The 13,308-nt window shown below is 71.6% G+C and carries 12 protein-coding genes and 1 tRNA gene; 3 read left to right on the plus strand and 10 right to left on the minus strand.

The features are described 5' to 3' along the window. Positions 1-70 precede the first annotated feature (70 nt). Both ABFY03_RS19840 and ABFY03_RS19845 read left to right on the plus strand, forming a co-directional pair. Positions 71-3,220 (plus strand): FG-GAP-like repeat-containing protein, encoded by a 3,150-nt coding sequence (locus ABFY03_RS19840; RefSeq protein WP_346170491.1) that lies wholly within the window; start codon positions 71-73, stop codon positions 3,218-3,220. 105 nt (positions 3,221-3,325) lie between these two features. Next, positions 3,326-3,398: transfer RNA gene (locus ABFY03_RS19845), tRNA-Lys, on the plus strand. A 90-nt stretch (positions 3,399-3,488) separates the two neighbouring features. On the opposite strand, the gene ABFY03_RS19850 is transcribed toward ABFY03_RS19845, so the two are convergent. Further along, the gene (locus ABFY03_RS19850) at positions 3,489-4,106 is read right to left on the minus strand and encodes a TetR/AcrR family transcriptional regulator C-terminal domain-containing protein (protein WP_346170492.1); all 618 of its coding nucleotides are present in this window, start codon (positions 4,104-4,106) and stop codon (positions 3,489-3,491) included. A gap of 100 nt (positions 4,107-4,206) precedes the next feature. Here ABFY03_RS19850 and ABFY03_RS19855 point away from each other — a divergent pair, with 100 nt between their 5' ends. After that, complete coding sequence (locus ABFY03_RS19855; RefSeq protein WP_319011686.1) at positions 4,207-5,706, plus strand: MFS transporter; 1,500 nt, start codon at positions 4,207-4,209, stop codon at positions 5,704-5,706. A gap of 8 nt (positions 5,707-5,714) precedes the next feature. Here ABFY03_RS19855 and ABFY03_RS19860 read toward each other — a convergent pair whose 3' ends face one another. The 9 genes from ABFY03_RS19860 to ABFY03_RS19900 form a co-directional block, all read right to left on the minus strand. Continuing rightward, entirely contained in the window at positions 5,715-7,046 is a 1,332-nt protein-coding gene (locus ABFY03_RS19860) for a hypothetical protein (protein ID WP_346170493.1), read from the minus strand. A gap of 41 nt (positions 7,047-7,087) precedes the next feature. After that, positions 7,088-8,530 carry an NsdA family TPR-like regulatory protein gene (locus tag ABFY03_RS19865; RefSeq protein ID WP_346170494.1) on the minus strand — a complete coding sequence of 481 codons (1,443 nt, stop codon included), beginning with the start codon at positions 8,528-8,530 and terminating at the stop codon, positions 7,088-7,090. 136 nt (positions 8,531-8,666) lie between these two features. Beyond that, positions 8,667-9,173 (minus strand): 4'-phosphopantetheinyl transferase superfamily protein, encoded by a 507-nt coding sequence (locus ABFY03_RS19870; protein ID WP_319011689.1) that lies wholly within the window; start codon positions 9,171-9,173, stop codon positions 8,667-8,669. 80 nt (positions 9,174-9,253) lie between these two features. Continuing rightward, the gene (locus ABFY03_RS19875; RefSeq protein WP_031011491.1) at positions 9,254-9,505 is read right to left on the minus strand and encodes a phosphopantetheine-binding protein; all 252 of its coding nucleotides are present in this window, start codon (positions 9,503-9,505) and stop codon (positions 9,254-9,256) included. Beyond that, complete coding sequence (locus ABFY03_RS19880) at positions 9,498-10,364, minus strand: alpha/beta fold hydrolase (protein ID WP_319011690.1); 867 nt, start codon at positions 10,362-10,364, stop codon at positions 9,498-9,500. The genes ABFY03_RS19875 and ABFY03_RS19880 overlap by 8 nt, the downstream gene beginning before the upstream one ends. Before the next feature lie 7 nt (positions 10,365-10,371). Next, positions 10,372-11,355, minus strand: a complete 984-nt coding sequence (locus tag ABFY03_RS19885) for an NAD(P)H-dependent flavin oxidoreductase (protein WP_346170495.1) — start codon at positions 11,353-11,355, stop codon at positions 10,372-10,374. Beyond that, entirely contained in the window at positions 11,355-12,182 is an 828-nt protein-coding gene (locus ABFY03_RS19890; RefSeq protein ID WP_319011692.1) for a class-II aminoacyl-tRNA synthetase family protein, read from the minus strand. The genes ABFY03_RS19885 and ABFY03_RS19890 overlap by 1 nt, the downstream gene beginning before the upstream one ends. After that, positions 12,179-12,427: an acyl carrier protein gene (locus ABFY03_RS19895; RefSeq protein WP_319011693.1), complete on the minus strand. Its 249-nt coding sequence runs from the start codon at positions 12,425-12,427 to the stop codon at positions 12,179-12,181. The genes ABFY03_RS19890 and ABFY03_RS19895 overlap by 4 nt, the downstream gene beginning before the upstream one ends. Continuing rightward, positions 12,424-13,248, minus strand: a complete 825-nt coding sequence (locus ABFY03_RS19900; RefSeq protein WP_319011694.1) for a diiron oxygenase — start codon at positions 13,246-13,248, stop codon at positions 12,424-12,426. The genes ABFY03_RS19895 and ABFY03_RS19900 overlap by 4 nt, the downstream gene beginning before the upstream one ends. Between the last annotated feature and the right edge of the window lie 60 nt (positions 13,249-13,308).

Below are 13,308 nucleotides of genomic sequence, written 5' to 3' on the forward strand. Positions count from 1 at the left end.
GGAGACGTGGGGCGCATGCGCGTCCGACCACCCGTCACACCTCTGGATCACCCCCCGGGGAGGGGCCCTCTTGTCACGTACCGCACCCGCGCGGCGGAACCGCACGCGCGCCGTCCTGCTCGCCGCCGTCCTGGCCGCCACCGGCGGGGGGCTCGCGCCCGGCGCGGTCGCCGCGCCCGGCGCGCCCGTGGTCGGCATCGACCAGCTCGACGTCGACCCCACCTGGCGCACCGCGCCCCGCGCGGAGACGGTCGTCGCCGTCGGCGCGGGCGGGTACGCGCACCGGGCGGAGGCCGACGACCTGTCGGCGAGCGAGCCGGTGGAGTGGACGGACTTCGCGACCGGAACGAGCCGGTCCCTGGGGCGTGGCGGCGCGCACGAATTCTTTGCCGAGTTCGGCACCGGAGGACGGTACCTCTGGGTGGATCGGGACTTCGGCAGCTCCGCCCTCCTCGACCTGGAGACTGGCTCGGAGACGGTCCTGAGCGTCCCCAAGGACACCTCGTATCGCGGGCTCGTCGGCGATCGGCTGCTCTTCCAGCAGTACGAGCCCGGCACCTCGGGCGGTACCACCACCGGGTACTTCCTCCGGAGCGCGGCAGCCCCCAACGGGCCCTCCGTTCCCGTGACCGGCTGGCCGGCCGGGGCGGACCTCCACATGGCGCGGCTGGTCGCCGGGACCCAGGGGGTGGCCGTGCTGAGGTTCGGCCTGAGGGAGACGGGCGTTGAGGGGGACCACCTCGGGCTCGTCGATCTGACGACCGGGCGGATGCAGGTCCTGCAGGAGCCCACTGCCGCGGACGGCGTGCTCGTCGCGGGCGTCGCCGTCACCGCCGAGCGGATCGCCTGGGTCGACCCCGACCGGACCGTCCACATCCGGCAGCGTGCCGACCTCACCGGCCAGGAGACCAGCTACCCGCTTCCCGCGGGACTGAACGCCACCCGGATCGGGCTCGTCGGCGATTGGCTCCTCACCACGGACGAGCCCGGCACCATCGACGAGGACCTCACCCGTCGCCTGGTCGCTGTCAGTACCACTGGAGAGCAGCAGACGTTGCTCTTGAGCGCCGAGGAGCGGATCACCCAGTTCGGCGACGGCTCCGGCATGGCGGCCGTCACCGGCGGCACGTCCGCCACCGACTGGGCCGTCCTCAAGGCCGTCCAGGGCAAGGGGGGCAGCGCCCCGGTCCTGGAGAAGCTGCGCACGGTGCCGCCCATGTCGACCGAGGTAGAGGCCCTCGCGCTGGGTATGGGCAGGCTCACCACGCTGGAGCGGGACGGCTCGAAGCCGCCTGGCTTCCAGACCCGTTCGCTGTCTGTCGGCCCGCTCCACACTGGCCAGTCCGCGCCTGTGTGGTCTGGCTCGGAGGCGGGCGCGCAGTGGCTCGACACGCCCGTCTTCGACGGCGGCGACGGGCGTACGGTCGCCGCCCCTCGGATCACGGGCCCAACCCACGTGGTCGTCTCCCGGCGCACCACTGGGCAGACCACCCGGGTGACGGTAGGCCCGGACGGGGAGATCGCCGACACGTTTGGCCGATGGACGGTCTTCCGGACTGGCATTCACGTCAACGGCGAACCTGTCACGGACGGCGAGACTCTCGTCCTGGATATGGACGCGCAGAAGATCGTCTCCCGGCAGAAGCAGGTCGCCGCCGCGCTCTGGGGCGACACCCTCTTCACCGGCACGAGCACGACCGGCCAGGTGGCCCGCAAGGACCTCGTCACCGGCAAGACCCTCGGCACGCTCACGACCGAGTCCGGCTGCGCGCTGACCGAACTCCAGACGGCCGGCCGCTGGCTCTACTGGGCGTGCGCCGGCTACACCAAGCAGGGCGTCCTCGACCTGAAGAACCCGGCCGCGCCCGTCCGCATCGCCCTGCCCGCGGACTCGCACCGGGGCGGCCTCCTCGGCGACGGCTACTTCGTGGACCAGGACAGCTCGTACCTTCGGGTCACCCCCTTCCACACTGGGAAGCTCGGCACCCGCTACGTGCTGACGCAAGCCGAGCCCGTCTTCGGCACTCGCCGCACCACCTGGACCGTCGACCGCTTCGGCGGTGCCGTGGCCTACCGGGGTGCCGACCAGCGGGTGCACGCGGTGTGGACGGACATCCCCGCCTCCGACCTGACCGCCGCCTCCTCCTCCGTTCCGGCGAGCCTGCGGCTGCCCGGGACCTGGAAGGGGTCCTGGACGCTGTCCAAGCCGGCCGCGTCGTACGAGGTGAACATCCGGGAGGCGTACAGCTGGAAGGCCGTGCGCACGGTCCGGGCGAACGAGACGCGCGGCCGGATCGACGTCACCTGGGACGGCCGGGACGCGGCGGGTCTGCCCGTGCCCAACGGGCCGTACGTCTGGGAGCTGCGCGCCACCACCGCCGACGGCAAGGGCCGCGACCTGGTGGCCGGCGGGCGGTTCCCGGTCTCCGGCAGCCGGCCCGCGTTCCGCGACCTCGCCGGGAACGACGCCCTGGGCGACCTGCTCGCCGTGGACGCGGCCGGCGCGGTCTCCCTCTACCGGGGCAACGGATACGGGAAGTTCGGCGCCCGCACTCCCGGTTCGGGCGGCGCCTTCCCGGCCGGCACGCTCCTCGTGCCCTTCGGGGACGTGAACGCGGACGGCTGCGCCGACGTGCTCGGCCGCGTCGGCGGCGAGCTGCGGGCCTACCGCCCGGGCTGCGGCAAGGTCGTCACGGCCTCGGCGCCGTACACCGCGATCGGCTCCGGCTGGAGCCAGTACGACGTGCTGACCTCGCCCGGCGACGTGAACGGCGACGGACACGCCGACCTCATCGCCCGTCAGGCCGGCACCGGTGACATGTACTTCTACGCCGGCACCGCCGACCACCGCCTGAAGACCCGGGTCCGGATCGGCACGAACTGGAAGCTGTACAAGAAGATCACCGGCGCGGGCGACCTCGACGGCGACGGCCGCGGCGACCTCCTCGCGGTCGACGGCGCCGGCGTGCTCTGGTCCTACTTCGGCACCTCGACCGGCGGCGTCACCCCGCGCGCGAAGGTCGGCGGCGGCTGGCAGGTCTACTCCGCCGTCCAGGGCGCCGGCGACCTCGACGGCGACGGCGACAGCGACGTCGTCGCCCGCGACACCTCCGGCCGTCTGTACGCCTACTACTCCTACGGCCGCGGCCGCACCGGCGACCGCTTCGGCTACCGCGACCTCGTCGGCTCGGGCTGGAACACCTTCCGCGCCCTCTTCTGACCCCCCGTCGCCGCGCCCCCTCCCGGGGGCGCGGCGCGGCGTCCGCCGGATACCCGATCGGTTCCGGGGGCCTGTCGGGCTATGCTGCACGGTGTGCTCGCACACGGGCCGTTAGCTCAATTGGCAGAGCAGTGGACTTTTAATCCATTGGTTGTGGGTTCGAGTCCCACACGGCCTACCGACGGCGGGGGAGGGGTAGCCCTCCGACCTGCCGGGAAGCGCCCCGACCGGTTACGACCGGTCGGGGCGCTTCGTTGTCCGGGGGGCGTCACTCCGGCGGGATCCGGCTCGCGACGCCCTCGATGAAGGTGTTGAGGCCGTACGCGAAGCGTTCCGCCGGGTCGGTGTTCATGAGGGAGCCGAGGGCCTCCGCGTACTGGGGCGTCAGCCTGCTCGTGAGCGGGTTCCCACCGCTCTGCCACCCCTCGTCCGGCGTGTAGGCCTGGTTCTGTTCGTCGAGGGTGTGGCCGAGTACGTAGTAGTAGAGGGAGAAGGCCAGGGAGCCGGCCTGGGCGGGGGCCAGGCCCGCGCCGCAGAGGACGTCGACGACGAGGCTCCCGGCGGTGATCGAGTTGGCGCCGGTGGCGTGGGTGCCGCTGACGAGGCGCGCGCCGTCCCGGTGCGCCAGCATGGCCGCCCGGAACCGCTCGCCCAGGATGTAGATCTGATCGCGCCAGGGAGCCTCGGGCAAGGGGGCCCCGACCCCCTCGGTGAGCTTGTTGGCCATCGCTTCCAGCAGGGCCGCCTTGTTCGGGAAGTGCCGGTAGAGGGCGCCTCCGTGCACGTTGAGCGCAGCACCGAGCTTGCGCATGGTCAGCCCGTCGAGCCCTTCGGCGTCGAGAAACTTCAAGGCCCCTTCGACCACGTCGGCCTTTCGCAGCAGCATGCGTCGCTCCATCGTTGACAACCCCCGAATCATATAGCTAACGTAAACGCTGTTCACAGTAAACAACGTTCACGGTGAACGTCGTTCACCTGGAGGCGTGATGTCTGCATCCTTAGAGTCACCACCCACCCCCGCGGTCCTGCGGCCGAATCTGCCGCTCGGCGTCGTGGTGGCCATCTCGTGCGCGGCGCTCTTCATGGTGGTGCTCGACACGACGATCGTCACGCTCGCGCTGCCGCAGATGCGTGAAGCGCTGGACATGTCGGTCAGCCAGCAGCAGTGGGTCGTCACCGGCTATCTGGTCACTCTCGGCGGCCTGTTGCTGCTGGCCGCGAGGGCGGGCGACCTGTTCAGCCACAAGCGGGTGTTCCTGTTCGGCATGGTCGTCTTCACCGCCGCCAGCCTCACCGGCGGCCTGGCGACCGACCCGACCATGCTGATCGTGTCCCGCTTCATCCAGGGCATCGGCGCCGCCGCGCTCACGCCCACCAGCCTGAGCCTCATCACCACGAGTCACACCGACGAGACCCAGCGGCAGCGCGCCCTGGCCCTGTGGAGCATCACCATCGCCTTCGCCGGCACGGCCGGCGTACTCCTCGGCGGCGTGCTCACCAGCGAGCTGAACTGGCGGTGGGTGCTCTTCATCAACGTCCCCGTCGGCATCGCGCTGTTCGCCGCGGCGCTCTGGGCCCTGCTCGCCGCCCGGATCGGCACCAAGCCGGTCCGGCTCGACATCCCCGGCACCCTCTGCGTGACGCTGGGCATCGGGTCGCTCACCTACGGGCTCTCGCAGGCGGAGGCCGACGGGTGGGGGTCCTCCAGCGTCCTCATCGCCCTCGGCGCGGCGGCGGTCCTCCTCGCGGGCTTCGTGGCCGTGCAGCTGACCAGCTCGAACCCGCTCATCCCGCGGGCGCTGCTCCGACTGCGCACCCTGCTGCTCGGCAACCTGATCATGCTGATGCTGGGAGTGGTCCTCAACGCGGCCTTCTTCTTCATCTCCCTGTATCTGCAGCAGGCCATCGGCTACAGCCCCCTGCGGGCCGGTATGGCGATGGTTCCGGTGACGCTCATCGTCATCGTCGGCGGCTTCGTCTCCCGCAAGCTCGTCCTCGTCCTCGGGCCCCGGAACCTGATCGTCATGGGTGGCCTCGTGGTCGCGGCCGGCATGGCCTGGCTGGCCGCGGTGCCCGCCCGTCCCCCGGTCTTCCTGGCCCACATCCTCGGGCCGACGCTGATCGTCGGCATCGGCCTGGGCTTCCTGCTCCTGGCGATCACGCTCACCGGCACCAACGGTGTCGACACCGAGGACGCCGGCGCGGCCTCCGGTCTGCTCAACACCTCACGCCAGGTCGGCGGAGCCGTCGGTGTGGCCGTGCTCTCCACCATCGCCGCCACCGCGACCACCGACGCGATCGGGGACTCCGATCCCGTCGAGGCGCTCGTGCACGGCTACAGCGTCGCCTTCCTGATCTGCGCGGGCGTCATGGTGGTCGTCTCCCTGATCGCCCTGGCCCTGCCGAACATCAAGGCGCCCGGGGCGGAGGCCGAGACGAAGGCCGGCGAGCCCGGCGGGGAACGGTCGGCGACCGCCACGTCATGAACCGGATCTCACGCGTCGACGACGGTCCCGCCCGGCAGGGCGGGAAGGCCGGGCGCCGCACCGTCGACACCCGGGCGGGGTCCGGTACGGACCTCCCGGTGGGTGACGGCGAGCGGCCCCAGCCCCGCCAGGGCGTCGAGCACCTGGGGCATCAGCGCCCCGGGGGCCGACCGGGCGGGGACCACGCCGATCGCGTTCACCCCGGTCAGCCAGGCGGCCGTGAGATCACCCGCGGCCGCCAGGCGGCGGACGGCCCGGCCGCCCGCCGCGGCTTCCGCCTCCAGATGAGCGGCGTCCGGATCGTCGGCGGCCCCCAGGACCAGCATGAGGTCGACGGCCTCGGCCACCGAACGGACGGCCGCCGCCCGGTCGGTGGCGGCGTAGCAGAGCGCGTCGTAGTGCTGGCCCCGCACCCGGGGGTAGCGCTCGCGCAGAGCGGTGATCATGCCGGCCGCGTCATCGACCGAGACCCCGGTCTGGACCACGAGAGAAAGCCTCTCCGGATCGACCCCGAACCGCTGAAGATCGGACGCCTGTGCGGCGTCCCGCATCGTCAGCACCGACTCCGGGGCCTGCGACACCGAAATCCATTCCCCCGCGGTGTCGCGGGCCCCGGTCATCAGCACCACGGTGTCGCCGCGGTGGGCATACGCCGCGACGTCACGATGGGCCAGGGAGGCCAGCGGACAGGTGGTGTCCACCACCCCGAGACCGCGTGCGGCGACCTCCGCCCGCACCGGCAGGGGCACGCCGTGCGGCGGGAACACCACCACTCCGCCGTCCGGTACGGCGTCCAGATCGTCCACGAAGGCGACACCGGCCTCGGTGAGCCGCGCGATCCGGTCGACCGCGGCGACCGGCCGGCCGTACACGTACACCGGCGCGTCCCGCCCCGCCTCGCGGGCCGCCCTGAGGGTGGCCTCGACACCCGCACGGGCACCGGCGCAGTCGGGTTCGGGGGCCGCCACGAGCAGCCGGCGCGACCGCAGCAGCCCGGCCCACTGGGCGACGAGCTCCGCGCAGAGGTCCACGGCCGCGGGGTCGTCCGCGTGCGCGGCCGCGCCCAGGCCCACGGCCCGGCCGTCCCGCTCCAGGTAGGAGACCATCACGAGCACCGCGTCGCCGGTGCCGGGGGTTGCCGCCGTCGCGTCCACCGGGTGGAGCCGGATCCGCCGTCCGCCGGCGTCGGGTTCGCCGCGGCCCAGCGCCGCGGCGAGCAGCGGAGCGGCGGGCGAGCCGACCGTTCCCCGCTCGGGATGCGTGATTCCGGTGGCCACCACGAGCTCTCCCGGCCGGACCCCGCTGACGGAGAAGCGTTCCACCCGCATCGTGCGATTCATGATCACTCACCTCTGATGGCTGAAGGGGATGTCGTCGGTCCTCACGAGGCCACCGTCTCCGGAGTCCAGGCGGTGGCGGTGCGGATCAGCAGCTGCTCGACGGCACGGTGGGTGCGCTGCGGATGAAGCCGGGATCGCAGGGCGTTCATCGCGGTGGTGGCGCGCCCGCACGTCAGGAAGGCCGAGTCGTCGAGGAAGGCGTGCCAGACGGTGACGGCCTGGTCGAGCTCGCCCTGGTCCAGGTGCAGCCCGGCGAGCCGGGCGTGGCCGAGGGCGCGCGACCGGCGCTCCCGCTGCGGCCGGTGGCGGGCGGCTTCGGTGAGCGTGGCGATCGCTCCCTTGCGGTCGCCGAGCAGTGCTCGCACGGCCGCCTCCTGGTTCGCCAGCGACGCGGGGTGGTACCGGCCCATGGCGCCACCGCCGTCCGCCGCCGTCCCGGAGCACGCCTGGTCCAGACGCCGTTCCGCGGCCGAGATCGCGGTCAGCGCGTGGTGCCGGTCCCCCGCGGCGGCGGCGGCCACCGCGACCTGGCCCAGGAAGAACGCCTGGCGGGCGGGGCCGGTGCCGCCCCTGCTGATGGCCGCCGCGGATTCGGCGAGGTGGACGGCGTGCTGACGGTGCCCCAGGCTCTGCGCCTGCACCGACATGCCGCGCAGCGCGACGGCGTAGCCGGCCGGGTCGTTGTTCTCGCCGGCCAGCCGCAGAGCGGCCCGGTAGTACTGCTGGCCGAGGCCGTGGCACCCGTCGTCGAAGCACATGAACGCGGCCAGGTACGTGAGCTGCGTGGCGGCCTTGAAGAACCTGCGCCGCAGCGCCGGAGTCCCGGCGGCATGGAGCCGGGGAGCGATGTCGAAGGCCAGGTAGCAGGAGAGTTCCGCGCGGGCGTGGCCGCCGCCGAAGGAGTCGTCGAGGTCGGAGAAGAGCCGTACCATCTGCTCGGCCGTGACCACCTGTCCCGGCTCCAGCCGCTGCGCGGACGACGGGTCCGGCCACGGCGGCAGCCCGGGCGGACCGGCCGTGGCCTGCGCCCATCCGGGCACGTCGAGAGCGGCGACGCGGTAGGCGGTGGCGGACAGCATCCGGCGGCGGCTCTCGCTGGACTGCGCCAGGCCGGCCAGTACCGAACCGACGTCCCGGGGCGGGGCATCGGCGTCCGGCGTACCGTCGTCGGCGGCGCGGGAGCGGGGTTCCGGCTGCGGCTCCTCCCGGGCGGCCGGGCCGGTGACCGGCCTGGCGAGCCCCAGGTCGGCGAGGCCGACCGGACGGCGCAGCCGGCGCGAGATCGCCTCGGCGATCAGCTCGGGCACGGGCGAACGGGGGCGCCGTCCGGCCAGCCAGTGCGTCACCGACCGCCGGTCCAGCCGCATCACCACGCCGGACTCGGCGGCCACCGCGTTGACCTGCCGGGCGAAAAAGTCCTCGGTCCAGCCGGCCTCGGCCAGCAGTCCCCGTAACAGCCTGTTCGGTTCCTTGGACTTCGTCATGACGCGTACCAGCCCCCCCACTGCCGCGCATTTCCCGAGCCTGCTGCAGGCCCTTGTCGGCCAAATGGGAGGCTATCAATCTGGTTTGGTCGGGAAATAGTGACGATTGCATCCGTGATCGTGAGTTGTGGAGAACTCACCCGGGCGCGACGGCCACGGCGAGCGACAGATCCTCGTCGGATTCGATCCACACGGTCACGGGAAATCCGCGGTAGGAGGCGTGCACAGCGCCGTCGGCCGGGCGCAGTTCGATCTGCCAGAACAGGAAATCGCCCGGGGACCCGATGCCGGACAGCGCCTTGAAAGCGGCCTCCTTGGCCGCGAACAACTCGCGCGGCGTGTATTCCCCGGCCGGCGGCAGCAGTGTCCGTCGCTCGCGCGCGCTCAGGACGAACGCGGTCACGCGTGGGCTGATGACCGCGCTCTCGATGTCGACGCCGACCGCCGCCGCGCCGGGGGCGACCACCGCGACCGCCAGGTGGTCGGTGTGGGAGATGGATCCGGCGAACCCGGGCGGGAAGCGCGGCCGTCCGCCGGGGTCACGGGGGACGAACAGGTCGGCCGCCCCGGCCGCCGCCAGCGCGGCCGAGGCCGCCCGGCGGCCCGCGGCGAACTGCTGGCGCGGCCCGAACGGCCGGTGCACCGGCCGCCATCGGGCCCGTACACCGGCCGCGGTCGCGCCGGCGGGGACCTCCGGCCCGGCCGGAGGTCCGTACGCCTCGGTCAACGCAGCGACACGACGTGGTCGGCCAGCGACTCGATCGAGCGGAGTGCCTCGGGGCGGACGTCCTCGTCCCACTCGAAGCCGAACGCGTCCTCCATCGCCACCAGCAGGCTGACCAGCGCGGTGGAGGACATGCCCGCCTGTCGGAGGGACACGGAGTCCGACACCTTGTCCACGAAGAGGTCGTTGCCGAACAGGTCGACGAGCAGCTCCCGGATGCGCTGCCGGACCTCGACTGTCGACTCAGCCACGTGCTTCCACGTCCTTGACCCATTCGAGGATGACCGACTGGAAGGCCGCGGCGTCGTCGAAGAAGGGCTGGTGCCCGGCCTTCGGGATGATCCGGCAGGTGCCGTTCTGGAACTGGTCGGCCAGCTCCTGCGCGGCCGTCGGGCTGAGCAGCATGTCGTCGTCGCCCACGACGACCAGCGTGGGGGCGGCGATCTGCGGCGGCAGGTCGGGGGTGTGCGTGTCCTGCGCGGCGGCCCGGAAGCTCTGGGCCAGCTCCTCCGGGTCGGAGACCGCCATGAAGGCCTCCCGCAGCCCGAGGAAGCCCGGGGTGCCGAGTGCCTCGTTCATCTCCGTGCTGAACATCTCGGGGTAGAGGTGGTCGAACACGGCCGCGAGACCGTTGGTCTCCAGCGTCCGCAGCCAGTTGCGCTGCAGCTGCTTCTGGCGGCGCATGCCCTGGGGGCCGAAGACCGGGCCCGACAGCACGATGCCCTTGACGCGGTCCGGGTGCCACAGGGCCATGTCCCGGGCGAAGACGGTGGTGGTGGACGAGCCGATCAGGTAGGTCGACTCGATCTCCAGCGCGTCGAGCATCGCGATCAGGTCGGCCGCGTGCTCCTCCCAGGTCGGCTCCTTCTCGACGCGGGAGGAGGCCCCGTGGTTGGCGATGTCGTAGACCAGGACGCGGTGGTGCTGGGCCAGTTCCTCGGTGAACCCGCGCCAGATCGGCGCGGTCGCGACGAGGTTGGGGAGCGGGATGATGGCGGTGCCCTCACCGCGGGACTCGCAGTAGAGCTCCACGCCCTCCCGGGTGCGAATGCGCTGCGCGTCGTCGCGGTAGGACAGATCCAGCCGGGACATGTTCTCGACGATTGACATGGAATCTCTATCCTGTTCCTGATTCGAAGATTTCGACGCTTTGCAGGATGCGAGCGAAGTCGGCGACGATGTCGGCCGCCGGCCGTCCGCCGGAAATGGTGTCGCAGGAAAGCCCGCAGTACATCGCCATTTCCTCGATCCGGCCGCTGGTCGCCTCCGTCGGCGCCGCGGCGCTGAACCGCGGTATCAGATACCGCTGTCCCTCGACCTCGGTCCGGCCGATGAATTTCCTGGCCTGTTTCGGGTCGCGGGTGGCGGACGTCTCCAGCACGCGGTGACGCCTGCCGGGCCACCCGATCTCGTAGACGTCGGAGATGACCGTGTCCGTCCCGTCGGCGGTGACCACCGCTCCCTTGAAGTAGGAGTGGGCCCGTGACTCGTCCGCGACGACGAAGGCGGTGCCGAGCAGGACGCCGTCGGCGCCGGCGGACAGGGCCCGGGCGGCCTGGTCCGGTGATCCGATGCCGCCGGCGGCGACGATGCACGCCTCCGGCAGCTCCTCGCGCAGCGCGGTGACCAGGGCGTCCCTGCCCCCCTCGCCCAGGAGGTGGCCGCCCGCCTCGGTACCCTGCGCCACCACCACGGAGCCGTGTCCGGCGGCCCGCACGCCGTCCTCCACGGTTCCGACCTGGACGACGAGCTTCCGTCCCGCGGCGTTGACCCGGTCGAACACGGCGTCGTCCGGCATGCCGAAGAAGGACAGGTACACCCGCCCGGGCGTCTCGTCGAGCACCTGCGCGACCTGGCGGTCCAGCTCCTCCGGCCCGACCACCTCCGGAATGAGGTTCACGCCGACGGGCCGGTCGGTTCCCTCGGTCAGCCGGGCGAGCGCGGCCGACATCCCTTCGCCGACGAGCTTGTAGCCGCCCAGGCAGCCCGCCGCGCCGGCGTCGGACACCGCGCACGCCAGTTCCGTTCCCGCGACGCCCCCCATGCCCGACTGGAGGAGGCTCACTTCGATGCCGAGCGCCGCGGCCAGCGTCTTCCGCATCAGCCCAGACGCTCCACCGCGGACACGGCGGCCTCGGTGCTGCCGAACCGCTGCGTCAGGACGTGCACCCAGCGCTCCAGGCCGAAGGCGAGGCAGCTGGTGTGCGCCAGGTCCTCGCCGGCCCGGATCGAGCACCGCTCGCCGAAGAAGTTCCGGTGGTAGTTCACCGAGCCGATCGCCAGCCCGTCGACGACGAACTCCTCCTTCACCGGGAAGAGCCGCTGCATCTTGGCCTTGCCGCCGTTCTTGTCGAAGAACGGGTCGGTGGCGACCTCCAGCTTGAAGTCGAGCCCGAGCTCGCCGCACAGCGTCGTCACGGCGTCCTTGGCGCGGAGCAGGTGCTGCTTGGCCCCGTCCTCGGGACCGATGAAGACGATCTCCCGCATGGAGAAGCCGAGGAGCCGCTGCAGGCCGTCGTAGTGGTCCTCGTTGCGGAAGCAGGTTCCGAGCGTGGTCCGCAGCGCTCCCTCCGCGGGCAGCTCGGTGCCGGCCAGATCGAGGTAGATCGCGTAGCAGGCGGCCGACGGCAGCGCGAGGCCGGTCGGCTCCATCACCTCGGCCGGAACCCGGTCCAGCGGCCGGGGCGCTTCGGCCAGCAGGGCGCCGAGGCGCTTCGGGTCCATCCGGGTGGCCGCGAGTCCCAGGTGGGGGAAGTTGTCGAAGTAGTCGAAGGTGTCGAGGTCCTTGGTCCCGATCAGGAACGGGAACCGGAACTCCGGCGCCTCCCAGGTGCGGGCCAGGCGCAGGAACGCCGCGTCGATGGCCCGCAGCAGCCGCAGCTGACCGCCGTCGAGTACCTTCAGGCCGTTCTCGGTCGTCGTGGTCATTGCGCTGCCTTCTGCTTGAAGAATCGGGCCTCGATCGCGTCGAGGGTGCGGAAGTCGTCCAGATCCAGGTCTTCCGGATCGATCAGCTCGCCGGTCAGCTCCTCCAGCAGGAAGATGAAGTCGACGAAGGCCAGGGAGTTGATGGCCCGGCTGTCGATCAGATCCATCTGGGGGGTCAGCGGGCCGACCGCCGGGTTGCGCTCCAGGATGAAGTCGCGGACGTCCTGCATCGGATCGGCGGTCATGCGATCAGCTCCCGGCCGGCGCCCGCCTTGGTCAGGAACTTCCGGGTGCGCTTCAGGATCTCCTCGTGCGCCTCCAGCCGGGCGGGGTGCTCCAGCGCGCGCCGGCGCAGGGCCAGGGCGTCCGGGATGCCCGCGTCGCGGTAGGCGGCGGGGTTGTAGAGGGTGCCGATGCTGTACTGGAGGTAGCTCTCCAGGTACGCGGCGACCGCCGGCACCTCCGCCGGGTCGCGCCTGGCCACCTGGCCCAGCAGATCGGTGAAGATCATCCGGCCGAACGCGACGTGCCGGCTCTCGTCCTGGTGGTGCACGCGGTTGATCTCGCGGGCGATGTGCGGCAGGGCCTCGTCGGTCGCCATGTGCGCGTTGAAGTAGTCGACGATCTCCTCGAAGATGAGGATGCGCGCGAAGATGATCGCCTCACGGGCCACCGGCGAGAGGTGCGACACGGAGTCGGCCTGCAGCGTCGGCTGCGCCGGGTACAGCTTGCCGCCGTACTTCAGGCAGAATCGGGAGAAGAACCACATGTGCTCGTTCTCTTCGCCGATGAAGTGGTGCAGGAACTCCGAGACGTCGGCATAGGCCCGCTCGTGGATGCGCATCACCACTTCGCTCATCAGCTCACGGATGCCGTGGACGTTGAGGCTGAAGAAGTTGATCGCTTCGTACCGGGTCAGATCCAGCTGCTGTTCCCGGGTGAGCTCGTCCCACATCGGCGTTCCCGCCAACGTGGTCAGACTCTCGCTCATCCACGGCATGTCGGGCTCGATCTTCTCGGGCCACTCGAAAATCGTGTACGGATTGTAGTAGCTGGATTCGGCCATGTGCTCAAGCCGATCCAGGTCGAGCGAGATCGGCTCTATTCCTTGCGCGACCATAATGTT

It is taken from the genome of Streptomyces roseofulvus (assembly GCF_039534915.1).
In the GTDB taxonomy this organism is placed as follows: domain Bacteria; phylum Actinomycetota; class Actinomycetes; order Streptomycetales; family Streptomycetaceae; genus Streptomyces; species Streptomyces roseofulvus.